Annotated in this window: 20 protein-coding genes; 18 read left to right on the top strand and 2 right to left on the bottom strand. The window is 72.5% G+C overall.

The window, feature by feature from the left end; translation table 11 throughout:
- Positions 1-100 precede the first annotated feature (100 nt).
- The 4 genes from ACIQ7M_RS09335 to ACIQ7M_RS09320 all read left to right on the top strand — a co-directional run bounded on the left by ACIQ7M_RS09335 (position 101) and on the right by ACIQ7M_RS09320 (position 6,118).
- Positions 101-3,358 carry a beta-N-acetylglucosaminidase domain-containing protein gene (locus ACIQ7M_RS09335; protein ID WP_403641662.1) on the top strand — a complete coding sequence of 1,086 codons (3,258 nt, stop codon included), beginning with the start codon at positions 101-103 and terminating at the stop codon, positions 3,356-3,358.
- Positions 3,359-3,537: 179 nt separating this feature from the next.
- Positions 3,538-4,071 carry a PadR family transcriptional regulator gene (locus ACIQ7M_RS09330; RefSeq protein ID WP_403641659.1) on the top strand — a complete coding sequence of 178 codons (534 nt, stop codon included), beginning with the start codon at positions 3,538-3,540 and terminating at the stop codon, positions 4,069-4,071.
- Positions 4,068-4,781: an ABC transporter ATP-binding protein gene (locus ACIQ7M_RS09325; RefSeq protein WP_403641656.1), complete on the top strand. Its 714-nt coding sequence runs from the start codon at positions 4,068-4,070 to the stop codon at positions 4,779-4,781. The genes ACIQ7M_RS09330 and ACIQ7M_RS09325 overlap by 4 nt, the downstream gene beginning before the upstream one ends.
- Entirely contained in the window at positions 4,778-6,118 is a 1,341-nt protein-coding gene (locus ACIQ7M_RS09320) for an FtsX-like permease family protein (protein WP_403641653.1), read from the top strand. The genes ACIQ7M_RS09325 and ACIQ7M_RS09320 overlap by 4 nt, the downstream gene beginning before the upstream one ends.
- A gap of 173 nt (positions 6,119-6,291) precedes the next feature.
- On the opposite strand, the gene ACIQ7M_RS09315 is transcribed toward ACIQ7M_RS09320, so the two are convergent.
- Entirely contained in the window at positions 6,292-6,828 is a 537-nt protein-coding gene (locus tag ACIQ7M_RS09315) for an HNH endonuclease (protein ID WP_037618871.1), read from the bottom strand.
- A gap of 273 nt (positions 6,829-7,101) precedes the next feature.
- Between ACIQ7M_RS09315 and ACIQ7M_RS09310 the strand changes: the two genes are divergently transcribed.
- Positions 7,102-8,214 (top strand): mechanosensitive ion channel family protein, encoded by a 1,113-nt coding sequence (locus ACIQ7M_RS09310; protein ID WP_355763061.1) that lies wholly within the window; start codon positions 7,102-7,104, stop codon positions 8,212-8,214.
- 257 nt (positions 8,215-8,471) lie between these two features.
- Here ACIQ7M_RS09310 and ACIQ7M_RS09305 read toward each other — a convergent pair whose 3' ends face one another.
- Positions 8,472-9,080: a hypothetical protein gene (locus ACIQ7M_RS09305; RefSeq protein ID WP_403641648.1), complete on the bottom strand. Its 609-nt coding sequence runs from the start codon at positions 9,078-9,080 to the stop codon at positions 8,472-8,474.
- A gap of 288 nt (positions 9,081-9,368) precedes the next feature.
- Here ACIQ7M_RS09305 and ACIQ7M_RS09300 point away from each other — a divergent pair, with 288 nt between their 5' ends.
- From ACIQ7M_RS09300 to ACIQ7M_RS09240, 13 genes are all read left to right on the top strand, one after another.
- Positions 9,369-10,205 carry a hypothetical protein gene (locus tag ACIQ7M_RS09300; protein ID WP_403641645.1) on the top strand — a complete coding sequence of 279 codons (837 nt, stop codon included), beginning with the start codon at positions 9,369-9,371 and terminating at the stop codon, positions 10,203-10,205.
- Between the two features lie 254 nt (positions 10,206-10,459).
- Positions 10,460-11,671: an ROK family transcriptional regulator gene (locus tag ACIQ7M_RS09295; RefSeq protein ID WP_403641642.1), complete on the top strand. Its 1,212-nt coding sequence runs from the start codon at positions 10,460-10,462 to the stop codon at positions 11,669-11,671.
- A gap of 82 nt (positions 11,672-11,753) precedes the next feature.
- On the top strand, positions 11,754-13,091 hold the full coding sequence (locus ACIQ7M_RS09290; RefSeq protein WP_355763072.1) for an ABC transporter substrate-binding protein: 1,338 nt from the start codon (positions 11,754-11,756) through the stop codon (positions 13,089-13,091).
- 10 nt (positions 13,092-13,101) lie between these two features.
- The gene (locus tag ACIQ7M_RS09285) at positions 13,102-14,043 is read left to right on the top strand and encodes a sugar ABC transporter permease (RefSeq protein WP_355763075.1); all 942 of its coding nucleotides are present in this window, start codon (positions 13,102-13,104) and stop codon (positions 14,041-14,043) included.
- A 3-nt stretch (positions 14,044-14,046) separates the two neighbouring features.
- The gene (locus ACIQ7M_RS09280; RefSeq protein ID WP_403641638.1) at positions 14,047-14,940 is read left to right on the top strand and encodes a carbohydrate ABC transporter permease; all 894 of its coding nucleotides are present in this window, start codon (positions 14,047-14,049) and stop codon (positions 14,938-14,940) included.
- A 2-nt stretch (positions 14,941-14,942) separates the two neighbouring features.
- Positions 14,943-16,208 carry a 6-phospho-beta-glucosidase gene (locus ACIQ7M_RS09275; RefSeq protein ID WP_355763081.1) on the top strand — a complete coding sequence of 422 codons (1,266 nt, stop codon included), beginning with the start codon at positions 14,943-14,945 and terminating at the stop codon, positions 16,206-16,208.
- Entirely contained in the window at positions 16,205-17,218 is a 1,014-nt protein-coding gene (locus ACIQ7M_RS09270; protein WP_403641634.1) for an N-acetylglucosamine kinase, read from the top strand. The genes ACIQ7M_RS09275 and ACIQ7M_RS09270 overlap by 4 nt, the downstream gene beginning before the upstream one ends.
- Before the next feature lie 342 nt (positions 17,219-17,560).
- Entirely contained in the window at positions 17,561-18,997 is a 1,437-nt protein-coding gene (locus tag ACIQ7M_RS09265) for a hypothetical protein (RefSeq protein ID WP_403642220.1), read from the top strand.
- 14 nt (positions 18,998-19,011) lie between these two features.
- The gene (locus ACIQ7M_RS09260) at positions 19,012-20,040 is read left to right on the top strand and encodes a glutamate ABC transporter substrate-binding protein (RefSeq protein WP_355763086.1); all 1,029 of its coding nucleotides are present in this window, start codon (positions 19,012-19,014) and stop codon (positions 20,038-20,040) included.
- A gap of 68 nt (positions 20,041-20,108) precedes the next feature.
- Positions 20,109-21,443 carry a hypothetical protein gene (locus tag ACIQ7M_RS09255; protein WP_403641631.1) on the top strand — a complete coding sequence of 445 codons (1,335 nt, stop codon included), beginning with the start codon at positions 20,109-20,111 and terminating at the stop codon, positions 21,441-21,443.
- A gap of 85 nt (positions 21,444-21,528) precedes the next feature.
- A complete protein-coding gene (locus tag ACIQ7M_RS09250) occupies positions 21,529-24,033 on the top strand; it encodes a tetratricopeptide repeat protein (protein ID WP_403642218.1) in 2,505 nt (834 codons plus the stop codon).
- A 3-nt stretch (positions 24,034-24,036) separates the two neighbouring features.
- Positions 24,037-25,458 (top strand): protein phosphatase 2C domain-containing protein, encoded by a 1,422-nt coding sequence (locus ACIQ7M_RS09245; protein WP_403641628.1) that lies wholly within the window; start codon positions 24,037-24,039, stop codon positions 25,456-25,458.
- Between the two features lie 100 nt (positions 25,459-25,558).
- A complete protein-coding gene (locus ACIQ7M_RS09240) occupies positions 25,559-26,905 on the top strand; it encodes a VWA domain-containing protein (protein WP_355763095.1) in 1,347 nt (448 codons plus the stop codon).
- Positions 26,906-26,980 lie beyond the last annotated feature (75 nt).

Raw genomic sequence — 26,980 nt, 5'->3', positions numbered from 1 at the left:
CGGCACTTCGGCCACTCTCGTTGACACCTTCACCACCCGAATGGTGGGCTCGACGGCACACCGAAGCCGCAGCCGGGATGGCGGGCTACGAGGGGGAACCGTGCGACTCGGGCGTGGAAAAGGAGCGACCGCACTGGCGTTCGCCGTGGTCGCGAGCACGTTCGTCACGGCCCCCGCGGCCCTCGCGGCGCCCCACGGCCCGGCGGCCTCCGCGGACGACCGCGTGCCCGCCGGGAGCGACCAGGAACCCACCGGAAGCACCGTGCCCGCCGTCTGGCCCCGCCCCCAGTCGCTGCGCGCGAACGGCGCCGCCGTCACCGTCACGGACGAGGTCGTCCTGGTCACCCCGGCGCCGGACACCTCCGGTGGCCCGGGCTCTCCGGCCGGTTCGTACGGCCCGGGCGTCCCCCTGACCTCGTACGCCCCCGGCGTGAGCGTCGACGCGTACGCCCCGGCCGGCGATCTCGACCCGTACGCCCTCGAAGCACTGCGCGCGCTGCTGCGACGGGCCGGCGCGCGCACGATCACGACGGCGCGCGACGGTGACGCGCTCCCGGCGCATGCCCTGGTGGTGCGCCTGGGGACGGACGCCGCGGACACCGGCGGGCGGGACGCGGGGACCTTCGGCCTCACGCGCGCCGCGTCGGGCTCCCTGGAGCGGGCGCTCACGGCGCTCGGCGCCGCGCCGCGCGCCGACCTCCCCTCCGGCGGCTACCGGCTGGCCGTCGGCCGCGCCGACGGCCGGGACACGGTCGCGCTCGCGGGGGTCGGCGAGGACGGCCTGTTCCACGGAGTGCAGACCCTGGGCCAACTCCTCGGCGCCGACGGCCGGATCGCCGGTGCCGTCGTCCGCGACTGGCCCGGCACCGCCGCGCGGGGCGTCACCGAGGGGTTCTACGGCAGCCCGTGGACCCCTGAACAGCGGCTCGCACAGCTCGACTTCATGGGGAGGACCAAGCAGAACCGCTATGTGTACGCGCCCGGCGACGACCTCTTCCGACAGGCGCGCTGGCGTGAGGCCTACCCGGCCGGGGAGCGCGCCCGCTTCCGGGACCTGGCGGAACGGGCGCTCCGCAATCACGTCACGCTGACCTGGGCGGTGGCCCCGGGACAGGCGATGTGCTTCTCCTCGGACGCCGACGTGAAGGCCCTGACACGCAAGCTCGACGCCATGTGGGCGCTCGGATTCCGGTCCTTCCAGCTCCAGTTCCAGGACGTCAGCTACACCGAGTGGCACTGCGAGGAGGACGCGGTCGCGTTCGGCTCCGGCCCCGGGGCGGCGGCGAGGGCGCAGGCGCGGGTGGCGAACGCCGTGGCCCGGCATCTCGCCGCCCGCCACCCGGAGGTGGCCGCGCTGTCCCTGATGCCGACGGAGTACTACGAGGACGGCTCGACCGACTACCGCCGGAAGCTGGCGGCCGCGCTGGACAAGCGCGTCGAGGTCGCCTGGACGGGCATCGGCGTCGTGCCGAAGACCATCACCGGCGGCGAACTGGCGCGCACCCAGGCCGTGTTCGGCAGCCATCGGCTCGTCACCATGGACAACTACCCCGTCAACGACTACGCGCAGGACCGCGTGTTCCTCGGCCCCTACCAGGGGCGCGACCCGGCGGTGGCTACGGGTTCGGCGGCGCTGCTCGCCAACGCGATGCCCCAGGCGGAGGCCTCCCGCATCCCGCTGTTCACGACGGCCGACTACGCGTGGAACCCGCGGGACTACCGGCCCCAGGAGTCCTGGGAGGCCGCGATCGAGGATCTCGCGGGCGGGAACGCCCAGGACGCGGAGGCGCTGCGCGCGCTGGCCGGGAACGAGGCGTCCTCCGTCCTCGGCGGCGAGGAGTCGGCGTACCTGCGCCCGCTCCTGGAGGCGTTCTGGCAGGCGTGGACGGGCACGGACCGCGCCGCGGGCGAGCGTGCGGCCGGGCGGCTGCGCGCGGCCTTCACCGTGATGCGCGAGACGCCGGAACGGCTGGCGGGCCGGCCGATCGCCACCGAAGTGGAGCCCTGGACCGGGCAGCTGGCGCGCTACGGCGAGGCCGGCGAGACGGCCGTCGCGCTCCTCGACGCCCAGTCGAGGGGTGACGCGACGGCGGCGTGGACGGCGTACCGCGCGCTGAACCGGCTGCGCGGCGAGCTCGCGGCGAGCCAGGTGAAGGTCGGCACGGGCGTGCTCGACCCGTTCCTGACGCGGGCCCGCACGGCGTACGAGCAGTGGGCGGGCCTCGGCAACGAGTCCTCCACCGGCCGGGGAGCCCCGAAGGACCCCGGCGCGACCGGGGACGGCGGCACGGGGACCGGCGGCGCGGGCACGGCGGACACGGGCGGACGGGGCGGCGGCGGCGCGGACGGCGCGGGGACCACGCCGGACGACGGCACCACGCGGGACGGCGGCGGGCAGGACGGCCGCGTCGTGCTGCTCCCGCGCCCCCGCACCCTCACCGACGTCAGCGTGCTCACCGACCCCGGCGCGACGGGCTTCGTCGAGGCGCGCGTGCCGGGCGAGGGCTGGCGGTACCTCGGCGCCCTCACCGCCGGCGGCGCGACGGAGATCGGCGCGACGGAGATCGGCATGGCGGGCGTGCGTGTGGACGCGCTGCGGGTCGTCGGGCCCGAGCGTTCCCAGGTCCGCTATCTCGTGCCGTGGTTCGCCGACACGCCCGCCGCGGCCCTGGACCTGGCCCGCTCCACGACGGACGTGGAGATCGGCGGCACCGAGCGGATCACGGCCCGGCTGACGTCCCTGCGGCCCACCGGCGTCAGCGGCGAGCTGACCGCACGCGCTCCCGAGGGCATCCGGGTCAAGGTCTCGCGGCCCTCGCCGACCCTGGCGCGGGGCGCCGTCGTCGACAGCGTCGTCGAGGTCACGGTCCCGCCGGGGACGCCGTCGGGCTCGTACGAGGTGACGGTCGCCTTCGGCGCCCGGACCCGCACCCTGACCGTCCGCGCCTTCCCGCGTACGGCGGGCCCCGATCTCGCCCGCACCGGCACGGCCTCCTCGTCCGCCGACGAGACCCCCGACTTCCCCGCCTCGGCGGCCAACGACGGCGATCCGGCGACCCGTTGGTCCTCCCCGGTGGACGACGGCGCCTGGTGGCAGGTGCGGTTCGCCGAGCCGGTGCGCCTCGGCGGACTCGTGCTGACCTGGCAGGACGCGCACCCGTCCGCGTACCGCGTCCAGGTCTCCACCGACGGACGCGTGTGGCGCACGGCGACGACCGTGACCGACGGCCGCGGCGGCCGGGAGTCCCTCCGCTTCGACGAACGCGACGTCCGGTACGTCCGCGTCCAGGGGATGCGGCGGGCCACGGAGTACGGGTACTCGCTGTGGTCGGCGGAGGCGTACGCGGTCGCGGACTGAGACCCTCGGCGCTCCTCGCGCCCCTCGGCACCCTCCTGCGCTCCCCGGCGCCCCAAGCACCCCAGGCACTCATCGGCGCCCCCGCCCTCTGCGCTTCCCCGCGCTCCTCGGCCCCGCGTGATCAGCTTTTCGCAGTCAACTATTCACTCAGTACATATCTTGAGTGCATACTGATCTCCATGAGTACCCGTCACATCCTGTTGGGGCTGCTCGCCGGAGGACCCAGCCATGGGTACGACCTCAAGCGACGGCACGACGAACGCTTCCCGCAGGCCCGCCCGCTGGCGTACGGGCAGGTGTACACGACGTTGCAGCGGCTGGTCCGCGACGGTCTCGCCGCGGTCGACGGCACCGACTCGGACGGAGGCCCCGAGCGGACCCTGCACCGCTCGACCGGCGACGGAACGCGCGAACTGACCCGCTGGGCGGGCGAGATCGCGCCGCCCGCGCCCTTCGTGACGAACGAGATCTTCGCCAAGGTCGTCGTCTCGATCCTCGCCTCGGCGGACCCGGCCGGCTATCTGCGGGCACAGCGCGCGGCGCACATGGCGCGGATGCGCGAGCTCACGGCGGTGAAGACGGCACCCGGCGCCGATCTCGCGACCGTCCTGTCGGCCGACTACGCCCTCAACCACCTCGACGCCGACCTCCGCTGGATGACGACGACAGCGGCCCGGCTCACCCCCCTGACCGCGGAGGTCGACCCCGTATGAGCACCCCCCTTCTGACCGCCAGGGACCTGGTCAAGGCGCACGGCCCGACCCGGGCGCTGCGCGGCGTCTCACTGGACCTGGCCGCGGGCGAGGTCCTCGCCGTCACCGGGGCCAGCGGCAGCGGCAAGTCCACCCTGCTCCACTGCCTGGCGGGCATCGTCAGGCCCGACGGCGGAACGGTGGAGTACGGCGGCGAGCGCCTCGACCTGCTCCCCGAGAAGCGGCTCGGCGAACTGCGCCGCACGGACTTCGGCGTGGTGTTCCAGTTCGGGCAGCTCATCCCCGAACTGACCGCCGCCGACAACGTGGCGCTGCCCCTGCTGCTCGCGGGTGCCTCCCGGGCGGCGGCGCGCGAGCGGGCGGGCGAGTGGCTGGAGCGGTTCGGCGTACGGGGTCAGGAGGCGCTGCGGCCCGGCGAGATGAGCGGCGGCCAGGCCCAGCGGGTGGCGCTGGCGCGGGCCCTCGTCACGGATCCGAAGGCCGTCTTCGCGGACGAGCCGACCGGCGCGCTGGACTCCCTCGCCGGAGAGCGGGTGATGACCGCCCTGATCCACACCGCCCGGGAGGCCGGCACGGCGGTCCTGCTGATCACGCACGACGCCCAGGTGGCGGCGTACGCGGACCGTGAGGTCGCGCTGCGGGACGGGGTCGTGACCGGCTCCGGCACCCCGGCGACGGCACCGGCGGCCACGACGGAGGTGTCCCGGTGAGGACCGATCTCCGTATCGCCCTGCTCCTGACCCGCGGTTCCGACCGGCGCGAGGTGTGGCGGGTCGCGCTGACGGCCGTCGGGGCGGCCCTGGCCACCGGGCTCTGCCTGGCGGCCGTCGCCATCGCCTCGCTCCAGGGGCAGTACTCCCTGCCCCTGGCCCACGGCCTGCTGCGACAGCCCGGCGAGCGGGCGGGCGTGGTGCTCGCCCTGCTGCTCCTACTGGTGCCGGTGCTCGGTTTCCTCGGCCAGTGCGCCCGCGTCGGGGCCGTGCACCGCGACCGGCGGCTGGCCACGCTGCGCCTGGCGGGGGCCGGCCCGGCGCAGGTGCGGCGGATCGCCGCCCTGGAGGCGGGCCTCGCGTGCCTGACCGGCTCGGCCGTCGCCACCGCCGTCGGTGTCCCGGTCCTGCTGCGCCAGTGGCACAACCCGCCGGCCGTCGTCTGGGCCGGCTTCGCGGGAATCGCGCTCGCCGTGCCCGTGCTGGGCGCGCTGGTGAGCGCGCTGGCCCTGCGCCGGGTGGTGGCCTCGCCGCTCGGCTGGGTGCGCCGGGTGCGCCCGGACCGCGGGCGGGGGCCGGGTCCCGCCGTCCTCCTGACGGCTCTCGTGACGCTTCTCACCGGGCTCGCCCTCGCTCCGCGCACCTTCGGCGGGTTCGAGACGGCCCCGGCGTTCGTGTTCGGCGTGGTGATAGTCACGGGCGTCGGCGCCGTCTGGGCGGCCGGGGCGAGTGCCCGGCTGACGGGCCGCGTGCTGGCCGGGCGGACCGGGAGCCCGGCGGTCCTGATCGCGGCCGAGCGACTGCGGGACGACCCCTGGGCGGGTGCCCGCACCCATGCGGCGGTCCTGCTGGTGACCGTCGTGGGGACGGGCTTCGTCGGCGTACGTCAGGTGCTGCTCGACGCCCTCGCCGGGCGGGACCGCGCCTCGTTGCCCGCCGACCTTTCCTTCTACACGACCGGCATCGATCTCGCGGGCGCCGCGATCCTGCTCGCCCTCGCGATCGCCCTGTCCGGACTGGCCGTGGGAACCGCCGAATCGCTGGCGACCCGCCGCCGCGGCCTCGCCGCGCAGACCGCCGCAGGGGTGCCCCGGGCGGTGCTCGGCCGTGCCCTGCTGCTGGAGACGGCCCTGCCGCTCGCCCCCGCGACCGCGCTCGCCGGTGCCGGGGGCCTCGGCATCGGTGTCTGGTACGGGCAGCTCGCGGGCGGCGGATTCGTGCCGGTGCTGCCGCTGGTCGTCCCCGTCGCCGTCTACACGGCCTCTCTGCTGGCCGCGGCCACGTCACTGCCCCTGCTGCGCCGCTCGGTGCGGCCCGCGGAGCTGCGTCAGGCGTGACCGCCCGCGTCCGGCCCGTGGGCAGCCCCGAGCGCCCGTGAAGCCCGCGGGCGGGCGGTGCCGGGCAGGCCCGGACGCCCGTGCGGCACGGGTGCCGGCGGTCGGGAGCACGGGGGTCCTCCCGACGCCGGAAGTGATGGCGGCCGGCGCCACCATCACAAAGGCCCGGATCGTCAGGCTGAGATGCCGTCGATCCGGGCCATGGCGTCGTCCGCGCCGTACGGTTGCAGGTAGGGCATCCAGCGCGGGTCCCTGTGCCCGGTTCCGATGATGCGCCAGGCGAGCCCCGTCGGCGGGGCGGGTTTGTGGCGCAGGCGCCAGCCGATCTCGACCAGGTGGCGGTCGGCCTTGGTGTGGTTGCAGCGGCGGCAGGACGCCACCACGTTGTCCCAGGCGTGCTGACCCCCGCGGGAGCGCGGGATGACGTGGTCGACGCTGGTTGCGACGCCACCGCAGTACATGCACCGGCCGCCGTCGCGGGCGAACAGAGCTCGCCTGGTCAGCGGGACGGGCCCTCGGTAGGGGACCCGGACGAACCTCTTCAGCCGGACCACGCTGGGTGCGGGGACAGTAACGGTCGCGCTGTGCATGAAGGCGCCGGATTCCTCGAGACAGACGGCTTTGTTCTCAAGGACGAGGACGAGCGCGCGGTGGAGCGGTACGACGCCGAGCGGCTCGTACGACGCGTTGAGGACCAGGACGTGCGGCACGGATGCCTCCTTGTACGCCGGCGGCGCGTGGCTCGCGCCGGGACGATCTGCAGTCAGTCTCCCCTCATGCCTGGTGGTGGCGCCACCATGTCCCGGTAACGGGCTGGGAGTGTTTTCGACCACACCCCCTACATCCCCAGGTGAGCACGGTCTCTCCCCCGGAGATGACAACGATCCACACACGATGCCCCGTTAGTGTGGTGGTTCTGCCCGGACGGCAACCCCTCCCGTGTCCCCGCCGCGGGCAGACCGCTACGCCTGGAGGTACCTGCTGTGTCCCTGCCCGTCCTATCGGCCCTGGCCGCCGCTCCGGCCCCGTCGCCGTCCCCCTCGACGACGACCGGTGTGGTGACCCCCACGCTCCAGGACGCCCAGGAGAAGGCGACCCATGCCGCGAGCTGGGTCGAGGAGAACTGGTCGACCTGGCTGGCCATAGGTCTGCGCGTCCTGCTGGTGCTGGTGATCGCGGCGATACTGAGAGTGTTCGTGCGCCGGGCGATCACCAAGCTCATCGACCGGATGGGCCGCACCGCCGAGGCGGTCGACGGCACGGCGCTCGGCGGTCTGCTGGTGAACGTGGAACGCCGCCGTCAGCGCTCCCAGGCCATCGGCTCGGTGCTGCGCTCCGTCGCGTCCTTCCTGATCATGGGCACGGCCGCGCTGATGATCCTCAGCACGTTCGAGATCAATCTGGCCCCGCTGCTCGCCTCCGCGGGTGTGGCCGGTGTCGCCATCGGTTTCGGCGCCCGCAACCTGGTCACGGACTTCCTCTCCGGTGTCTTCATGATCCTGGAGGACCAGTACGGCGTCGGTGACGTGATCGACGCGGGTGTGGCCTCCGGCGAGGTCATCGAGGTGGGTCTGCGCGTGACCAAGCTGCGCGGCGACAACGGTGAGATCTGGTACATCCGCAACGGCGAGGTCAAGCGCATCGGGAACCTCTCCCAGGGCTGGGCGACGGCCGGTGTGGACGTCACGGTCCGCGCCTCGGAGGACCTGGACCACGTCCGGTCCGTCATCGGCGACGTCGCCGAGACCATCAGCAAGGAAGAGCCCTGGAACGAGCGGCTGTGGGGCCCGATCGAGATCCTGGGCCTGGACAGCGTCCTCCTCGACTCCATGGTGGTCCGGGTCTCGGCCAAGACGATGCCCGGCAAGGCCATGTCCGTGGAGCGCGAGCTGCGCTGGCGCATCAAGCGCGCCTTCGACGCCGCGGAGATCCGCATCGTGGGCGGCCCCACCGCGCCCGCGGAGGAGGAGCCCCTCGACCCGTCGGCCGCGGTGGCGGCCCCGTCGGTGTTCGCCAACGCGGAGTCCCCCCAGTCGGTGGCGAGCTCGCCCATCCCGGCTCCGGCGGCTCCGGCTCCGTCGAGCGTGCCGAAGTAGGACGCGGCGGTACGAGGAAGGGGCGGCGCCCGGAACATCCGGGCGCCGCCCCTTCGTCGTCAGCCGCTGCTTCGTCCTCCGCCGCACCTTCGCCGCCAGTCGCACCCTCGCCGTCAGGCGCTACTTCATCCCCAGCCGCGCCCTCGTCGCCAGTCGCACCTTCGCCGTCAGGCACGCCCTCGCTGTCAGGCGCGCCCTCGCCGTCAGGCGCTGCTTCATCCCCAGCCGCCGGGTCGTCCTTGGCCGCCCCGTCGTCCTCAGCGCTGTTCGGCCGGTCCGCCGCTCGTGTTCCTCGGGTGTTCCTCCGCGAGCGGTGCCGCCTCCAGCCCGGTCGCCGCGGCTATCTGGCACACGGCGGTGAACGCCGTCCCGTTGCCCAGGGCGGCCACCCCCGGGAACTCCTCGCCGCCCCGGACGTCGAGGACGACGTCTCCCGAGGGCTCGTCAAAAGTCATCGATCCCCGGACCGACCGGTCCTTGCGCCCGGGACGCCACCGGAAGTGGACCTCCTCGCGGCCCTTCTCGGCCACGAGGAACGACCGCTCCGAGGCCAGCAGTTCCCCGCGGACCCGCTCCTGCCACCCCTCCGAGTTCCGCACCGGACGCAGCACGTGCTTCTGCCGGTCGTCCAGCACCGCGACGGAGAGCGTGATTCCGGCCGTACCGGCCCGCCGCCGCAGCGACCGCACCCCGACGGCCGCCCAGCCGAGCGCCAGGACCGCCCATATCGACGGCCTGCCGACCAGCACGAGGGCCACCGAGTCCCGCCCGAAGCCGCCGTCCACGAATTCGACGGCCATCAGGGGGAGCGCCACCGGCACGCACCTGGCCCCGGCCGCGCGCCAGCACGCCATCAGCAGCTTCACGAGCGACCCCTCCCCGAGAGGTGCGCATCGGCACAAAGTCCCGCACCCCACCCCGTCCGCGGCCGGCCGATCGTGACGAAGCCGTCATGGGCCTGGGCGATCACGCTACTGACGCACCGACACGCGATTCCTACCCGCGGCCCCCACCGCACACACCGGCATGCGACTGATCGTCTTCACAAGGCCCCCGCATTCCGGCCACATGATTCAACCGTCTACTGTCGCCCCAACAGCGGGCCCTTGTTCTGGAGCTCAACGCCCAGGGGCCCGCCTCGAATGTGGGGAACCATGCGCAAGTACGCCATAGGTGCCGCCGTGTCCGGCGCCCTGGCCCTGTCCGCCCTGGCCGTGCCGTCCGCGTCGGCCGCCACGCCGGACCTCTCCTTCTCCAACGTGGTGGTCAACCACGGCAAGGCGATCGTCGTCGGCACCACCAACACGGTGAAGGTCCCGGTCACGTACACCTTCGTCCGCCCGGCCGACCTCGTCATCGACGACATGAAGAGCGTCGCGGGCATCCTCCTGTACCGCGGGGCGTCGCTCTCGCGGCAGGAGAACGAGCTGGGGCCGGACGACGCCCCGATCTGCACCACGACGGCCACGACCGCCACGACGGTCACGCAGTCCTGCACCGAGGTCATCTACGTCGAGCCCGACGAGTACCTGTACGAGGCGGCGGACGCCGGCACCTGGAAGGTGGCCGGCTTCTACAGCAGCAGCACCTCGGACAACGACGACTCCGACAACCACATCAGCATGCAGTTCGGCTACGACATGTGGGGAGTTCCCGGCTCCGCCCAGGTCAAGCGCGCAGCGAAGCTCACCGTCAACGCCACTCCCGAGCCGGTGAAGAAGGGCGCAACTCTCACCGTCAAGGGCACGCTGACCCGCGCCGACTGGGCGTCCGGCAGGTACACCGGTTACAAGGGCCAGGCGGCCGCCCTCCAGTTCAAGGCCAAGGGCGCCGGCGCCTACAAGACGGTCAAGACGGTGACCTCCGGCACCGCGGGCGCCCTGAGCACCACGGTCAAGGCCTCTGCCGACGGCTCGTACCGCTACTCGTTCGCGGGCACGTCCACCACGGGCACCGCCACGGCCACCGGCGACTACGTCGACGTGAAGTAGCCGAGGCCAGGGCCTCTCCCGTCCCACCCGAGCCGCCCCCGCAGCAGACGAACTCGTCCGCGGCGGGGGCGGCTTCGCGCGTTCCGGCGACAACTCCGCGAACCGGACGGCGGTTGCTCTTGACGCCCGCACCACCTGCGGCCTACTTTCCTCGCACCAGCAATAGGAAACTTTCCTAACAATGATCTTGGGTGGACTTCCCCGAGGCACCCCTGGGAAGCTGGTCGGTCGACGAAGGGCAGGTGGCGACAGACATGGCAGGATCCGCCGGTACGCCGGGCACCCCGCGCGTCCTGCGCGCGATGAACGACCGCGCCGCCCTCGATCTGCTGCTCGCGCACGGGCCGCTCTCGCGGACCCGGATCGGGAAGCTCACCGGACTGTCCAAGCCCACCGCCTCCCAGCTCCTCGCCCGTCTGGAAGCCGCCGGGCTCGTCCTGGCCACCGGCACCAGCGAGGGCCGGCCGGGCCCCAGCGCCCAGCTCTACGAGGTCAATCCGGGCGCCGCCCACGCCGCGGGCCTCGACGTCACCCCCGAGCGGGTCCTCGCCGCCGTCGCCGACATCACCGGCCGCACGATCGGCACGTACGAACTGCCCACCCCCGGTCGCCGTCCGTCCCAGCCCGTCGTGCGACAGGTCACCGACGCCCTCGACGGCGCGGTGAAGGCCGCCGGGCTCGCCCGCGACGACGTCCGCCGTCTGGTCATCGCGACCCCCGGCGCCTTCGACCCCAACACCGGCCGGCTGCGCTACGCCTCCCACCTGCCCGGCTGGCACTCCCCCACCCTCCTCGACGAACTGGCCGCGGCCCTGCCGATGCCCGTCGAGTACGAGAACGACGTCAACCTCGTGGCCATCGCCGAGCAGCGGCTCGGCGCCGCCCGGGGACACCAGGACTTCGTCCTGCTGTGGAACGAGGGCGGCCTCGGCGCCGCCCTCGTCCTCGGCGGCCGGCTGCACCGCGGCTGGACCGGCGGCGCGGGCGAGGTCGGCTTCCTGCCGGTGCCCGGCGCGCCCCTGGTGCGCCAGGTGACCCGCGCCAACAGCGGTGGCTACCAGGAACTCGCCGGCTCCCAGGCCCTCCCCGCGCTGGCCCGCGAACTCGGCGTCCAGGACCTGCCCACCGGCCCCTGCACCGAGGTCGCGGCGACCCTCGTCGAACGGGCCGCCGCCGTCGACACGGGCCCCTACCGGCAGCTCCTGGAGCGGTACGCGACCGGACTCGCCACCGGTCTGGCCTCCCTGGTCTCCGTGCTCGACCCCGAACTGGTCGTCCTCAGCGGAGCCTCGCTCACCGCGGGCGGCGAACCGCTGCGCGCCCTGGTCCAGGCCGAACTGGAGGAGCTGGCCGCGTCCCGGCCGCGTCTCGTCGTCGGCGACGTCCACGAACACCCCGTGCTGCGCGGGGCGCTGGAGAGCGCCCTGGCGGCCACCCGCGACGAGGTCTTCGACACCTCCCGCTGAGTCCGCCCCACCCCCGCCGCTCCCCCTTCCCGAGCCCACACCCCGTCATGTCCCGCCCCGTCCTTCGCAGGGAGATCCCGTCATGCCCGGAATGTCACGAAAGGTGGCTGTCGCACTCGCCGCCTCCGCCTCGATAGCCCTCTTCGCCACCGCCTGTACCGGCCAGTCCGACAGCGGCGGGGGCGACGACGCCTCCAAGGAACAGACGATCAACTTCTGGCACGGCTGGAGCGCACCGAACGAGGTCAAGGCCGTGAAGACGATGGTCGCCGGCTTCGAGAAGGCGCACCCCAACATCCACGTGAACATCGTCGGCAACATGACCGACGACAAGATCAACCAGGCGCTGCGCGCGGGCGGCGACAAGGCCCCCGACGTGGTCTCGTCCTTCACCACCAACAACGTGGGCAAGTTCTGCTCGTCCGGCGCGTTCGTCGATCTGAACCCCTTCTTCAAGAAGGCGGACATCGACCCCGAGACGGCCTTCCCGAAGGCGATGAACGAGTACACCCAGTTCGACGGCAACCGCTGCACGGTGCCCCTCCTCGGTGACGCGTACGGGCTCTACTACAACAAGGACGCGTTCGAGAAGGCCGGCATCGCCTCCCCGCCGAAGACCTGGTCCGAGTTCGCGAAGGACGCCAAGAAGCTCACGATCGCCCAGGGCGACTCGTACTCCCAGCTCGGCTTCATGCCGAACTACCACGGCTGGGAGTCCACCACCGAGCACTACTTCGGGCAGTTCTCGCCGACGTACTTCGACGCCGACGGCAAGTCGAACATCGCCAAGGACCCCGCCTTCACGGCCGGGTTCACCCTCCAGAAGAAGCTCGTCGACGAACTCGGCGGCTTCAAGAAGCTGGAGACCTACCGCTCCAAGCTCGGTGACGAGTGGGGCCCCAAGCACCCCTTCCACACCGGCCAGGTGGCCATGCAGCTCGACGGCGAGTGGCGGCTCGGCATGGCCGAGGAGGCCAAGCCGGACTTCGAGATCGGTGTCGCCCCGCTGCCCGTCCCGGACGACCAGGCGGACCAGTACGGCAAGGGGTACATCACCGGCACGATCGCGGGCATCCCGTCCACGAGCAAGAAGCAGAACGCGGCCTGGGAGCTGGTCAAGTACATGACCACGAACACGGACGCGGTGGTCGGCTTCGCCAACGACATCCACAACGTGCCCTCGACCCTCGCCGCCCTCAAGTCGCCGAAGCTGAAGTACGACCCGCGCTTCAAGACGTTCCTGGACATCGCCTCGAACCCGAACTCGACGACGACCCCGGCGTCCATCAACGGCGGCACCTACCTCGTGACGCTCCAGCAGTTCGGATACGACTACGAGAGCGGCCGGGCCAAGGATCTGAAGGCGGGCCTCGCGGCCACGGCCAAGCAGATCGACACGGACATCGCGCAGGCGAAGTAGCCGCACGGACATGAGTACTGTCACGCTCGCCTCGAAGCGCCGCAGGTCGGCGCTGCGGACCCTCGCCTTCATGTCGCCCTGGCTGATCGGCTTCGCGGTCTTCTTCGCCTACCCGCTGATCTCGACCGTCTACTTCTCCTTCATGCACTACGACGGCTTCAGGGCGCCGACGTGGAGCGGGACGCAGAACTGGCGCTACGTCTTCGAGAACTACCCACTGTTCTGGCCCGCGTTGCGCAACACCCTGTGGCTGGTCCTCGTCATGGTGACCCTGCGGGTGCTGTTCGGGCTCGGCGTCGGACTGCTGATCACGAAGATCAGGACGGGCACGGGTGTCTTCCGCACCCTCTTCTATCTGCCCTACCTCGCCCCGCCGGTGGCCGCCACCATGGCCTTCGCCTTCCTCCTCAACCCCGGTACGGGACCCGTCAACTCGATCCTGGAGAAGGCCGGCATCACCGCCCCCGGCTGGTTCAACGACCCCTCCTGGTCCAAGCCCGCCCTGACCCTGCTGGCCCTGTGGGGCATCGGCGACCTGATGGTCATCTTCATGGCCGCGCTCCTCGACGTGCCCACCGAGCAGTACGAGGCCGCCGAACTGGACGGCGCCTCGGCCTGGCAGCGCTTCCGGTACGTCACGCTGCCGAACATCTCGCCCATCGTGATGTTCGCCGTGGTCACCGGGGTCATCCAGACCATGCAGTACTACACGCAGCCGCTGATCGCCGGGAAGGTCGCCTCGGGCGTCATCCAGGGCGCCGGCACGCAGTTCGAGCCCGGCTACCCCGACAAGTCGACGCTCACCCTGCCCCAGCTCGTCTACAACCTCGGCTTCCAGCGCTTCGACTACGGCTCCGCCTGTGTGGTCGCGCTCGTGCTGTTCGCCCTGTCCATGGTGTTCACCGCGTTCCTGATGCGGCGCCGGGGCGGTCTCATCCAGGCAGGTGACTGACCGATGACCCAAGTACTCGACAAGCCGGTGGAGTTGGCGAAGGCCGTCTCCCCCGCCGAACGCACCGCCCGGCGCAGGGCCCTCCTGGAGTGGGTCGCGGTCCACTCCCTCGGCGTCGCGGCCGCCCTCTTCTTCGTGCTGCCCTTCGTGTTCGTGTTCCTGACCTCGCTCATGAGCGACACCCAGGCACTCAGCCGCGACCTGATCCCGCACACCTGGGAGTGGGGCAACTACAAGAAGGTCTTCGACACCCCCGGCTTCCTCACCTGGTGGAAGAACACACTGCTGTACGCCGGTGTCGGCACGGTCCTGACGGTCGTCTCGTCGATCCCCGTCGCCTACGCCCTGGCCAAGTTCCGCTTCCGCGGCCGGAATCTGTCGCTGATGCTGGTCATCTCGATGATGATGCTGCCGCCGCAGGTCGTGATCATCCCCATGTACCTGTTCTGGGCCAAGCAGCTCGACCTGTCCGGCACCCTGTGGCCGCTGATCATCCCGATGGCGTTCGGGGACGCGTTCTCCATCTTCCTGCTGCGCCAGTTCCTGATGACCATCCCGAACGAGTACCTGGACGCCGCCAAGGTCGACGGCTGCGGGGACCTGCGGACGCTGCTGCGGATCGTCCTGCCGATGGCGAAGCCCGGCATCGCGGCCGTCGCGCTCTTCCAGTTCTTCTACGCCTGGAACGACTACTTCGGCCCCCAGATCTACGCGTCCGAGAACCCGGGCGCCTGGACGCTCAGCTACGGCCTGGAGTCGTTCAAGGGCGCGCACCACACCGACTGGAATCTCACCATGGCCGCGACCGTCCTGGTCATGGCCCCCGTGATCCTCGTGTTCTTCTTCGCGCAGAAGGCGTTCGTCGAAGGCGTCACGCTCACCGGAGTGAAGGGCTAACCATGAAACTCACCGTGGTCGGCGGAGGGTCGACCTACACCCCCGAACTCATCGACGGCTTCGCCCGGCTCAGGGACACCCTGCCCGTCGAGGAACTCGTCCTCGTCGACCCGGCCGCCGAACGCCTGGAGCTCGTCGGCGGCCTGGCCCGCCGGATCTTCGCCCGGCAGGGCCATCCCGGCAGGATCGTCACCACCTCCGACCTGGACGCGGGGGTCGAGGGCGCCGACGCCGTGCTCCTCCAACTGCGCGTCGGCGGCCAGGCGGCCCGCGAGCAGGACGAGACCTGGCCGCTGGAGTGCGGCTGCGTCGGACAGGAGACGACCGGCGCGGGCGGACTGGCCAAGGCGCTGCGCACGGTTCCGGTGGTCCTGGACATCGCCGAGCGGGTCCGCCGCACCAACCCGGACGCGTGGATCATCGACTTCACCAATCCGGTCGGCATCGTGACGCGCGCCCTGCTCCAGGCCGGCCACAAGGCGGTCGGCCTGTGCAACGTGGCGATCGGCTTCCAGCGGAAGTTCGCCGCGCTGCTCGGGGTCTCCCCCACCGATGTGCATCTCGACCATGTGGGCCTCAACCACCTCACCTGGGAGACGGGTGTGCGCCTGGGCGGCCCCGCGGGCGAGAACGTCCTGCCCCGGCTGCTCGCCGAGCACGGCGACTCCGTCGCCGCGGACCTGCGTCTGCCCCTCACCCTGGTCGAGCGCCTCGGCGTGGTCCCCTCGTACTACCTGCGCTACTTCTACGCGCACGACGAGGTCGTCCGGGAACTGCGCACCAAGCCCTCCCGCGCCGCCGAGGTGGCGGAGATGGAACGGCAGCTCCTGACCATGTACGGCGACCCGGCGCTCGACGAGAAGCCGGAGCTGCTGGCGAAACGGGGCGGCGCGTACTACTCCGAGGCGGCCGTCGACCTCGCCGCCGCGCTGCTCGGCGGGGGCGGCAGCCCCTACCAGGTGGTGAACACGTACAACCGGGGAACCCTGCCGTTCCTGCCGGACGACGCCGTGATCGAGGTGCAGGCCGCGGTCGGCGCCAAGGGGACCGCCCCGCTGCCGGTGCCGGCCGTCGACCCGCTCTACGCGGGACTCATGGCGAACGTGACCGCGTACGAGGATCTCGCCCTGGACGCCGCCCTGCGCGGCGGGCGCGACCGGGTCTTCCGGGCACTGCTCGCCCACCCCCTGGTCGGCCAGTACACCCTGGCCGACACCCTGACCGACCAGTTGATCGCGCACAACCGGGAGCACCTCGCGTGGGCATGACGTCAACGGAAACCGGGGCCGGGACGGCCGCCGGGTCCGGTCCCGCGGGTCTCGTACTGGCCATCGACGCGGGGAACAGCAAGACCGACGTCGCCGTGGTGGCCGCGGACGGCACGGTGGCGGGCACCGCGCGCGGGGGCGGGTTCCGGCCCCCCGCCGTCGGCGTCGAGACGGCGGTGGACGCCGTCGCCGACGCCGTGCGACGGGCCTTCGACGAGGCGGGCGTCACCTCCGTCGCCCACGTCTCCGCCTGTCTCGCCAACGCCGATCTGCCGGTGGAGGAGGAGCAGTTGGCCGCCGCGCTGCACGCGCGCGCGTGGGGCGCGGGGGTGGAGGTGCGCAACGACACCTTCGCGATCCTGCGGGCCGGGATCGCCGAGCCGCGCGGTGTCGCCGTGGTCTGCGGGGCCGGCATCAACTGTGTCGGCATGCGGCCCGACGGCCGCACCGCCCGTTTCCCCGCCATCGGCCGCATCTCCGGCGACTGGGGCGGCGGCTGGGGCCTCGCGGAGGAGGCCCTGTGGCACGCGGCACGGGCCGAGGACGGCCGGGGCGGGGAGACCGCGCTGGCCCGCACCCTGCCCGCGCACTTCGGCCTGGACTCCATGTACGCGCTCATCGAGGCACTGCACCTGGAGCACATCCCGAACGCGCGGCGCCACGAGCTGACCCCGGTCCTGTTCGCCACGGCGGCGGACGGCGACCCGGTGGCCCGCGCGCTCGTCGACCGTCTCGCGGACGAGGTGGTCGCGATGGCGACGGTCGCCCTGAACCGCCTCGGTCTGCTCACCGAGGAGACCCCGGTCCTCCTCGGCGGCAGCATCCTCGCCGCCCGCCATCCCCGGCTCGACGACCGGGTCCGCGAACTCCTGGCCGTCCGCGCGCCCAAGGCGGTCCCCCGGGTGGTCACCGCCCCGCCGGTCCTGGGTGCCGCGCTCCTGGGTCTGGACCACGTCCGGGCCGCGGGCGAGATCCACGCGCGCGTGCGGGCCTTCTACGAACGGGTCTGAGGAGGCCCGCGGGACCCGGGCGCCGGGGGCGGCGCCCGGGGCTCCGGGACCGCCATGACCTGGCGCGGAGGGGCGGGAACCAAACCGATCCGGAACACGTGTTCATGAGAAGGGGGGTGGCACGGGGGAATCGTGCTGCGCCGTGATCCGAACAAGATCCAGGCAAGGCCTGTGCGGATGCCGGTAAGGGCGGCGATACTTGCCGCCGTGCACGTACGCCGGTCGGCCGCGCGCCCACCGCGTCCGCGGTGAGCGTGCCCGAGCGGATGACCATGGGGGAGGTCGACAGTGACACACCCGCCGAAGGGCAGCGCGGCGCCACCGGGGCGGGGCGCGCCCACGATGCCGGCCGTGCCGGCCCAGTCCGGGCCTCCTCGGCCGCCGGGTGGATCCCCCCTGGCCCAGGGCGGGTTCGGCGCCCCGACGGGTTCCCCGCCGGCTCCCGAAGCCGCACCGCGGCGCACGGCGTGGGCGGAGGGTGTGGACCGGCTGCGCGCCGCGGCGACGACGGAGCCGGGGCGGCTGCGGATCATCGGCGCCTTCCTCGCCCTGCTGGTCGTCGCGTTCGGCGCGATCACCGCCTGGCAGATGACGGAGCGTTCGGCCGCAGCGGACAACGTGCTGCACAGCAGCCAGCCGCTGAGCGCGAGCGCCGCGGACATCTACCGTTCGCTCGCCGACGCCAACACCGCCGCCTCCAGCGGCTTCCTGGCGGGCGGTCAGGAGTCGCAGGAGACCCGCGACCGCTACGAGGAGGACATCAGGACGGCGGCCGCGAAGCTGATCACCGCGGCCAACAGCTCCGAGCCGGGCTCCTCCGCGGCCAGGACGATCTCCCGGCTCAACGAACTGCTGCCCGAGTACAAGGGCCTGATCGAGCGGGCCCGCGCCAACAACCGGCAGGGCTACCCGCTGGGCGGCGCGTATCTGCGGTACGCGAACGACACGATGCAGCACGAGATGCTCCCGAAGGCCGAGCAGCTCTACAAGAGTGAGAACCGGCGGCTGAACGCCGACTACGCCGACGCGAAGCCCTACCCGTGGGCCGCGATCGCGCTCGGAGTCGTCGCGCTCGGCGCCCTCGCCTGGGCCCAGCGGCGCAACTACCACCGTACGAACCGGGTGCTGAACCAGGGCATGGCCGCCGCCACCGCGGCGTCGCTGGCCGTGCTGCTGTGGCTCACCGTCGGCCACACGGTCGCCCGGTCCGGGCTGAACGAGTCGTACGACCACGGGGTCCGCTCCCTGAACGTGCTGCACGACGCGCAGATCGCGTCCCTGAAGGCGCGGGGCAACGAGAACCTCACCCTGGTCAGCCGGGGCGCCGAGACCAAGACGCTGGCCGACAAGACGACGGTCGACGTGTACGACTACGACTTCGACCAGGACATGAATACGCTCACCCGAGGTCTCGCCGTGGCGGCGGACCTCGCGAACGACGGCTCGGGCGAGCGGCCCGTCGAGGCCGCGACCGCCAACATGAAGGTCTGGAAGCAGCGTCACGCGGAGGCCCGCGAGGCCGACAACAACGGCGAGTACCAGCTCGCGCTGGACCGGGTCATCGGCTCCCCCGACAAGAAGCCCACGGGTGAGTGCTTCGACGGCGTCGACAAGAACCTGGGGATCGCGCTCACGCACGAGCAGGACGAGTTCCAGCGGGCCGCGGGCGGCGGCCTGGACGCCATGACCGGCCTCCCGCTCGGCGCGGCGGTCCTCGCCGTGCTGGCCGCCGCGGGCGCGGTGCTCGGCATCGGCCGCAGGCTTTCGGAGTACCGGTGAGAGGGGGAGCGGCGATGAACGCACGACGTCTGCGGGCGAGCCTGAGGGGCTGGGGCGGCGTGGGCGCGATGGCGCTCGCCTGTGCGACGGCCCTCGTCCTCGCGCTGCTGCTGCCGAACTCCGCGCACGGGGACGGCGTCACGGGTGCCGGCGGACAGGGCCTGGCCCGGGGCACCCAGGCCAGGGCCGCGGAGTGCACCGACCCGCAGAACCTGAGTCCCGCCCCCTCGGGCGCGGACGGGCCGACGATCGAGGCCATCAAGAACCGCTCGGACCGGCGGCTGATCGTCGGCGTCGACCAGAACAGCTACCACTGGGGCTACCGCGATCCGAACAATCCGGAGGCCGGCAGCAACCTGGAGGGCTTCGACATCGACCTGGTCCACGCGATCGCCAAGGACATCCTGGGCGATCCGGACGCCGTCCAGTTCCGGGCGATTCCGACCAGCCAGCGCATCCCCGCGATCCAGAAGGGCAAGGTCGACATGGTCGTGCGCACCATGACGATCAACTGCGACCGCCTGAAGCAGGTCGCGTTCTCCGCGCCCTACTTCAAGACCGGCCAGCAGGTGCTGGCCCCGGCGCGGTCCTCCGTCACGGGGTACGACAAGAGCCTGGCCGACAAGAGGATCTGCTCGGCGTCGGGCTCCACCGCCTACGAACGACTGACGGCCGACCGGAAGGCGGGCCGACTCGCCTCCGGTGCCAAGGTCTCCCCTCCCGTGCCCAACCAGCTCGACTGCCTGGTGCGGCTCCAGCTCGGCGAGGCCGACGCGGTGGTGACGGACGGGGCGCTCGCCGCGAGCCAGGCCGCCCAGGACCCCACGGTCGCGCTCAAGGGCGGCACCTTCACCACCGAGTTCTACGGCGTGGCGATGAAGAAGGGCTCGGACGACGACCTGGTACGCCGGGTCAACCGGATCCTCGCCGACTACGTCAAGGACGGCTGGCGGAAGTCGTACGACAAGTGGCTCGCTCCGACCCTCGGGCCCGACTCCCCCTCGGAGAACCCGCCGGTCGCCCAGTACAAGCAAACGACCTGATACGACTGGAGAGTTGTCCGGCGGCACACACCGAGCCGCCGGGAACGCACGAGAACGAGAGGTGATCGATGGGCGTCACGGGACCCCCCGGGCCGGTGATGGACCGGGACGAGGCGGACCGTGCGCTGGCGCGCCTGGACGCGGAGCACGAGGCCATCGAGACCTCGCTCCTCGCCCTCCAGGACCACGCGGGCCGCAGACTCCTGGAAGGCGCCGAACTCACCGGCACGACCAAGGAGCGCTGGGCATCCGCGGAGGCGTCGATCACCTTGCTGTGGGCGTACTTCGACGCGTACGCGGACGCGCTGCGCTCCGCGCGCGAGATCCGCTCCCGCAGGCGCTGGTCCAGCCGTGAGGACCTGGTCGAGCTGACCGAGCTGCTGCGCGGTTCGGGCATCACGGTCGCCGGTTCCACCACGGCCACCGCGAACGCGCCGACCCTGGCCGGCACCGGCAAGCTCAGCGAGCGGTTCTCGCTGGCGGGCCTGGTGGACCGGATGAACGAGCTGTACGCGGCCTCGCTCGACATGGTCGTGACCGCGGACGCCGTGTGGTCCGCGCTGCCCGCCCGCATAGATTTACTGGCCGCGGAGCTCCAGCGCACCCGGGCGCTCGCGCACTCCGTGGGCGTGCGCCCCGGCGAGCACCCCTCGGGCGACGACCTGGAGCGCATCACCCGGACCCTGACCGCCCTGCGCGAGCGTGTGGTCTCCGACCCGCTCGACTTCTGGGTTCCCGCGCAGGGGAGTTCGGCGCCGGGCGGCGGCCGCCCGGACACGACGGTGTACGACCGCGAGGCGCGTGCCCTGGAAGAGGTGCGCCGGGAGATCGACGCGGTCCTGACGGTGCGCCAGGACGCCGAGGCGCGGCTGGTGAAGCTGCGGGACGTGCTCAGCCGCGCGGACCGCACGCTCGCCGAGGCGCGCAGTGCCCGCGGCGAGGTCCTCGCGAAGATCGCCGCGTCCGAGGTGCCGGCCGTCAGCGGTCCGCCGACGGCGCTCCAGGAGCAGCTCGCGACGGCCGCGGAGTACCGCAGGCACGCGCAGTGGCACCGCCTCTCGCCGCTGCTGGAGGCGCTGGAGGAGAAGGCCGAGGACGAACTCCTGCGCGCCCGCGAGTCGTTGACGGCGGTCACCCAGCCACTGGCGGTCCGCGCCGAGCTGCGCGGCCGCCTCGACGCGTACAAGGCGAAGGCCGCCCGGCTCGGCTTCGCCGAGGACCCGTTCCTCGTGGAGCGCTACGACGCGGCCCGGCGCATGCTGTGGAGCGCGCCCTGTGATCTGCGGGTGGCGGAGGAGGCGGTCCTGCGCTATCAGCGGGCGGCGGCCGAGGTGCTGAGTCCGCAGGTGCCGGAGCAGGGCGGTCCTCATGACCGTGTGGACCGGAGGGGGCCCGACGCGTGAGCGTTGAAGGGGATGCGGTGTGAGCGAGCAGCCGGTGAGTGAGCGGACGTGCGGCCGGCCCGGTTGCGACGGGTCGTACGAGGACATGGGAGGCGGCGAGCTGTACTGCGACACCTGCGGCCTCGCCCCCGCCGAACCCGTACCGGGATCCGCCCGGTCCGCCGGCGTGCCCGGGTCCGGCGCGGGTGCGGCGTCGTCCGGCTCCTCCGCCCGTGGCGCGGGCGGTTCCGACAGCGGCAGTGTGCGCGGCGGTTCACGCTCCAGTACGCGTACGTCGCGCTCCTCGCAGTCGCGGCGCTCGGTCTCCGGACGGCTGTCGCGGTCGTTGTCGGGCCGGTCGACGGGCCGGTCGGTGTCGGTGCGCAGCTCCGGTTCGTCCACGGCGTCCTCGGGGCGGGGCCGGCTCGGCGCCGGGCTCGTCGAGGTGCCGGGCGTCCCGCGGCCCGATCCCCGCGAGATGGTGCTGGAGAACCCGGAGGTGCCCGAGCGCAAGCGGTTCTGTTCGCGCTCCGACTGCGGTGCCCCGGTGGGGCGTTCGCGCGGTGACCTGCCGGGCCGCACCGAGGGGTTCTGCACGAAGTGCGGCCACCCGTACTCGTTCGTGCCGAAGCTGCGCACCGGTGACGTGGTGCACGGCCAGTACGAGGTGATGGGCTGTCTGGCGCACGGCGGGCTCGGCTGGGTGTATCTCGCCGTCGACCGCGCGGTGTCCGACCGCTGGGTGGTCCTCAAGGGTCTGCTCGACACGGGCGACCAGGACGCGATGGCGGCCGCGATCTCCGAGCGGCGCTTCCTCGCGGAGATCGAGCACGCCAACATCGTGCGGATCTACAACTTCGTCGAGCACCTCGACCAGCGGACGGGTTCGCTGGACGGGTACATCGTCATGGAGTACGTGGGCGGCAAGTCGCTGAAGGAGCTCGCCAACGGGCGCCGCACCCCGGACGGCAAACGCGATCCGCTGCCGGTGGAGCAGGCCTGCGCGTACGGCATCGAGGCCTTGGAGGCGCTCGGCCATCTGCACAGCCGCAACCTGCTGTACTGCGACTTCAAGGTCGACAACGCGATCCAGACCGAGGACCAGCTCAAGCTGATCGACATGGGCGCGGTGCGCAGGATGGACGACGACGAGTCGGCCATCTACGGCACGGTCGGCTACCAGGCCCCCGAGGTGGCCGAGGTGGGCCCCTCGGTCGCCTCCGACCTCTACACCGTCGCGCGGACGCTCGCCGTCCTCGCCTTCGACTTCCAGGGCTACACGAACGTCTTCGTGGACTCCCTGCCCGACCCCGACAACATCGAGGTCTTCCGGCAGTACGAGTCGTTCTACCGGCTGCTCGTCCGCGCCACCGATCCCGACCCGGCCCGCCGGTTCTCCTCGGCGCAGGAGATGTCCGAGCAGCTCACGGGCGTGCTGCGCGAGGTCGTCTCGCTCCAGACGGGGCGGGCGCGGCCCGCGCTGTCGACGCTGTTCGGACCCGAGACCAGGGTCACCGACACCGAGCTGTTCGGGAAGGCCGCCGCGGACGTGTCACGGCTGGGGGCCCGCGTGGTCCCCGTACGGGGGAAGAAGGGCGCGTCCCGGCCGCCCGCGGCGGTCAACGGAGGCCGGCCGCTGCCGCCCGGTCCGCCGCCCTCCACCGCCCTGGTCAGACCCGTCCCGGCGGCGGCCACCGCGCTCGCCCTGCCGGTGCCGCGGGTGGACCCGGCCGACCCGAACGCCGGTTTCCTCGCGGGGCTCATGGCGTCCGCGCCCGCGGAGCTGATCGCCGCGCTGCGGGCCGCGCCCGCCGCTTCGCCGGAGCTGCGGCTGCGGGAGCTGCGCGCCCGCCTGGAGATGGGTGAGCTCGGCGGCGCCGGCTCGGCCGTCGACGCGCTGGAGGCCGATCACCCGGACGACTGGCGGGTGGTCTGGTACCGCGGTGTCACGGCGCTGGCGACCGGCGAGAACGAGACCGCGGCGCTGTCCTTCGACGCGGTCTACGACGCCTTCCCAGGCGAGCCCGCGCCCAAGCTGGCCCTCGGTGTGTGCGCGGAGGTGCTCGGTCAGCTCGACAACGCCGCCGAGTACTACCGGCTGGTGTGGACGACCGACCCCAGCTATGTGAGCTCGGCGTTCGGGCTGGCCAGGGTGCAGCTCGCGGCGGGGGACCGCCGTGGTGCCGTACGCACCCTGGAGTCCGTGCCGGAGTCGTCGATCCACTACACGGCGGCGCGTGTCGCCGCCGTGCGGGCGCGGCTGCGGCAGCGGCCGGTCACGGACACGGCGGCGCCGTTCCTCGACGATCTGACGGCCGCGGCCGGGCAGGTGGAGGCGCTCGACGGATTCGGTCTGGACGCGGTGCGCCGCGAGCAGTTGTCGACGGAGGTCCTCGGCTGCGCGCTGGACTGGGTACTCTCCGGTAGCCAGGGTTCCGCTCCGGCTTCCGGAGGCGGAACCGCGCTGCTCGGCAGTGAGTTGGACGAACGTGGCCTCCGTTTCGGCCTCGAACGTTCGTACCGGACGCTGGCCCGGCTCGCGCGGGGCGGCGAGGAGAGGATCGACCTGGTGGAACGTGCAAACCGTTACCGCCCCCGGACGTGGGTGTGATTGATGTCCCAGATGCCCCAGCCGACGGCCCTTTCGCGGTGCCCCAGTTGCGAGGAGCCGCTGGACGCGGCCGACCGCTTCTGCGGTGCGTGCGGCTACGACCTGTCGACGGCGGCCGCACCGCCGCAGGACCACCCCACGATCGCCATGAACGGCACGTCGCCCGACCTGCCGCCGGCCGCCCCGTCCGTGGACTGGCCACGGCCGCGGCAGACCGGCAGTACGGACACGCCCGCGCCGGTGCACCGTGCCGCCGACATCCCGGGCACCGATTCGGGTGGTTCCGAACTGCCCCATCCTGAGCACCCGGAGCACCCCGGACATCCGCAGGGGGACCCCGCGGCCGTCCGGCCGGCCGGCGCCAAGCGGCCCGCCGGGCAGCCCTCGGGCGTACGGTTCGACCGGCCCTCGGAGCCCGACGAGTACCCGCTCGCCCCTCCGGCCGACGGCCCGGACCGTGAGGTCCCCGCCGATCCCCGCACCGGCGACCTCCCGGTGCCCGCGGCGGGCGCCAAGCTGTGCGTGGCCTGCCGTGCGGGCCAGGTGGACACCGACGGCTACTGCGAGAACTGCGGGCACGCGCAGCCACGGGAACGGGACCACATGGAGCAGGAGCTGGGCGCGGTCGCCGCGGTCAGCGACCGGGGTCTGCGCCACCACCGCAACGAGGACGCGTTCGCGGTCTCCTCGACCGCGCTGCCCGACGGCTCTCCCGCGGTCGTCGCGATCGTCTGCGACGGGGTCTCCTCCGCGACCCGCCCCGACGAGGCGTCGCTCGCCGCCTCCCACGCGGCCAACGAGTCGCTCCTCGCGGCTCTTCCGCTGGGCACGCATCCGCAGCAGGCCATGCACGAGGCGATCGTCGCGGCCTCGGAGGCCGTCAACGCGCTGGCCGGCCCGTCCACCGCGGAGGGCGAGCACGCGCCGCACGTGAACGCGCCCGCCTGCACCATCGTCGGCGCCCTCGTGACGCCCTCCCTGCTGATCGTCGGCTGGGTCGGCGACAGCCGCGTCTACTGGGTTCCCGTGGACCGCACCTCGACGCCCGCGCGGCTCACCGAGGACGACTCGTGGGCCGCGCAGATGGTCGCCGCGGGCCTGATGAACGAGGCGGAGGCGTACGCCGACGAGCGCGCCCACGCGATCACCGGCTGGCTCGGCGCCGACGCCTACGAACTGGAGCCGCACACCGTCTCGTTCAAGCCGGACCGGCCCGGTGTGGTCGTGGTGTGCACCGACGGACTGTGGAACTACGCGGAGACGGCGGAGGAGATGGCCGAGGCCGTACCCCTCGACGCCGCCGAGAGGCCGCTGCACAGCGCCCGGGTCCTGGTCGGTCACGCCCTGGACGGCGGGGGCCACGACAACGTAACAGTGGCCGTCCTGCCGTTCCCCGCCCCCTCCCAGGGGGCAGGATCGGCCTGAGGCCGCAAGCGAACGGGGGCGGCCGCGGACCGGAGGGGACCGGTCCGCACACAGTCAGCACCTCCGCAGGGGGCGGAGGCCCGAGGGGGACAGAGAAGGCATGGCCAATTTCTCGAAGTCGAACGCGCCGCAGTTCTCGGTCGACGTGTACCAGAACGAGTACCTGCCGGAGGGCGGCCGCGAGGTCAACGCGATCGTCACGGTGAGCGCCACCGGCGGCGGCACCATCGGAACCGCGGTCACAGCGCCGCACCTGTACACGGCGGGCCAGGGACCGGACGCCGCCGTGGCGATCATGGTCGACTGTTCCGGCTCGATGGACTACCCGTCGGCCAAGATGCGCAACGCCCGCGACGCGACGGCCGCCGCGATCGACACCCTGCGCGACGGGGTCCACTTCGCCGTGATCGGCGGCACACACGTCGCCAAGGAGGTCTACCCGGGCAACGGACGGCTCGCCGTGGCGGACGCGTCCACCCGTGACCAGGCCAAGCAGGCGCTGCGCAAGCTGAGCGCGGGCGGCGGCACGGCGATCGGCACCTGGCTGCGGCTGGCCGACCGGCTGCTGTCCTCCGCTGAGGTGGCGATCCGGCACGGCATCCTGCTGACCGACGGCCGCAACGAGCACGAGTCGCCCGAGGACCTGCGGGCCGCGCTGGACTCCTGTGCCGGACGCTTCACCTGCGACGCCCGCGGGGTCGGCACCGACTGGGAGGTCAAGGAGGTCACCGGGATCGCCTCGGCGCTGCTCGGCACCGCCGACATCGTCGCCGACCCCGCGGCCCTCGCCGCCGACTTCACGCACATGATGGAGACGGCCATGGGCAAGGAGGTCGCCGACGTGGCCCTGCGGGTGTGGACGCCGGTCGGCACCGAGATCAAGTTCGTCAAGCAAGTGGCGCCCACGGTCGAGGAACTGACGGACCGTCGCACCGGTGCCGGACCCCGGGCCGGCGACTATCCGACCGGCTCCTGGGGCGACGAGTCCCGCGACTACCACGTGTGCGTCCAGGTCCCCACGGCGGGCATCGGCCAGGAGATGCTCGCCGCCCGCGTGTCGCTGGTGATCCCGCAGGGCGACGGCAGCGTGCAGAACCTCGGGGCGCAGGGGCTCGTACGGGCCGTGTGGACCGACGACATGGCCGCCTCGACGACCATCAATCCGCAGGTCGCGCACTACACGGGTCAGGCCGAACTGGCACAAGTCATCCAACAGGGTCTCGACCTTCGCAAAGCGGGAGATGTCGATGGAGCAACGGCCAAGCTGGGACGGGCCGTTCAACTCGCCGGAACCTCCGGAAACGCCGATACTGCGAAACTGCTCGCGAAGGTGGTGGACGTCGTCGACGTCGCGGCAGGTACTGTGCGATTGAAAGCGCGTGTCGCGGAGGCCGACGAGATGACCCTCGAGACACGGTCCACAAAGACTGTTCGTGTAAAGAAGTAGTGGGAAGCAGCGAGCCCGGTTCCCGCTGGGATCCGGAGAAACCCGGTCATGACGACCGGAAAAGGGAAGGGGGAA

The sequence above is a fragment of the Streptomyces sp. NPDC096324 genome, from assembly GCF_044763015.1.
GTDB lineage: Bacteria > Actinomycetota > Actinomycetes > Streptomycetales > Streptomycetaceae > Streptomyces.
This window is presented reverse-complemented; position numbering and strand designations above follow the sequence as displayed.

Bases quoted from the DNA above. Each gene is read 5' to 3' on its own strand.
- ACIQ7M_RS09330 (WP_403641659.1), top strand. From the start codon at position 3,538: ATGAGTACCCGTCACATCCTGTTGGGGCTGCTCGCCGGAGGACCCAGC.
- ACIQ7M_RS09325 (WP_403641656.1), top strand. From the start codon at position 4,068: ATGAGCACCCCCCTTCTGACCGCCAGGGACCTGGTCAAGGCGCACGGC.
- ACIQ7M_RS09300 (WP_403641645.1), top strand. From the start codon at position 9,369: ATGCGCAAGTACGCCATAGGTGCCGCCGTGTCCGGCGCCCTGGCCCTG.
- ACIQ7M_RS09295 (WP_403641642.1), top strand. From the start codon at position 10,460: ATGGCAGGATCCGCCGGTACGCCGGGCACCCCGCGCGTCCTGCGCGCG.
- ACIQ7M_RS09290 (WP_355763072.1), top strand. From the start codon at position 11,754: ATGCCCGGAATGTCACGAAAGGTGGCTGTCGCACTCGCCGCCTCCGCC.
- ACIQ7M_RS09285 (WP_355763075.1), top strand. From the start codon at position 13,102: ATGAGTACTGTCACGCTCGCCTCGAAGCGCCGCAGGTCGGCGCTGCGG.
- ACIQ7M_RS09280 (WP_403641638.1), top strand. From the start codon at position 14,047: ATGACCCAAGTACTCGACAAGCCGGTGGAGTTGGCGAAGGCCGTCTCC.
- ACIQ7M_RS09275 (WP_355763081.1), top strand. From the start codon at position 14,943: ATGAAACTCACCGTGGTCGGCGGAGGGTCGACCTACACCCCCGAACTC.
- ACIQ7M_RS09270 (WP_403641634.1), top strand. From the start codon at position 16,205: ATGACGTCAACGGAAACCGGGGCCGGGACGGCCGCCGGGTCCGGTCCC.
- ACIQ7M_RS09265 (WP_403642220.1), top strand. From the start codon at position 17,561: ATGCCGGCCGTGCCGGCCCAGTCCGGGCCTCCTCGGCCGCCGGGTGGA.
- ACIQ7M_RS09260 (WP_355763086.1), top strand. From the start codon at position 19,012: ATGAACGCACGACGTCTGCGGGCGAGCCTGAGGGGCTGGGGCGGCGTG.
- ACIQ7M_RS09255 (WP_403641631.1), top strand. From the start codon at position 20,109: ATGGGCGTCACGGGACCCCCCGGGCCGGTGATGGACCGGGACGAGGCG.
- ACIQ7M_RS09250 (WP_403642218.1), top strand. From the start codon at position 21,529: ATGGGAGGCGGCGAGCTGTACTGCGACACCTGCGGCCTCGCCCCCGCC.
- ACIQ7M_RS09245 (WP_403641628.1), top strand. From the start codon at position 24,037: ATGTCCCAGATGCCCCAGCCGACGGCCCTTTCGCGGTGCCCCAGTTGC.
- ACIQ7M_RS09240 (WP_355763095.1), top strand. From the start codon at position 25,559: ATGGCCAATTTCTCGAAGTCGAACGCGCCGCAGTTCTCGGTCGACGTG.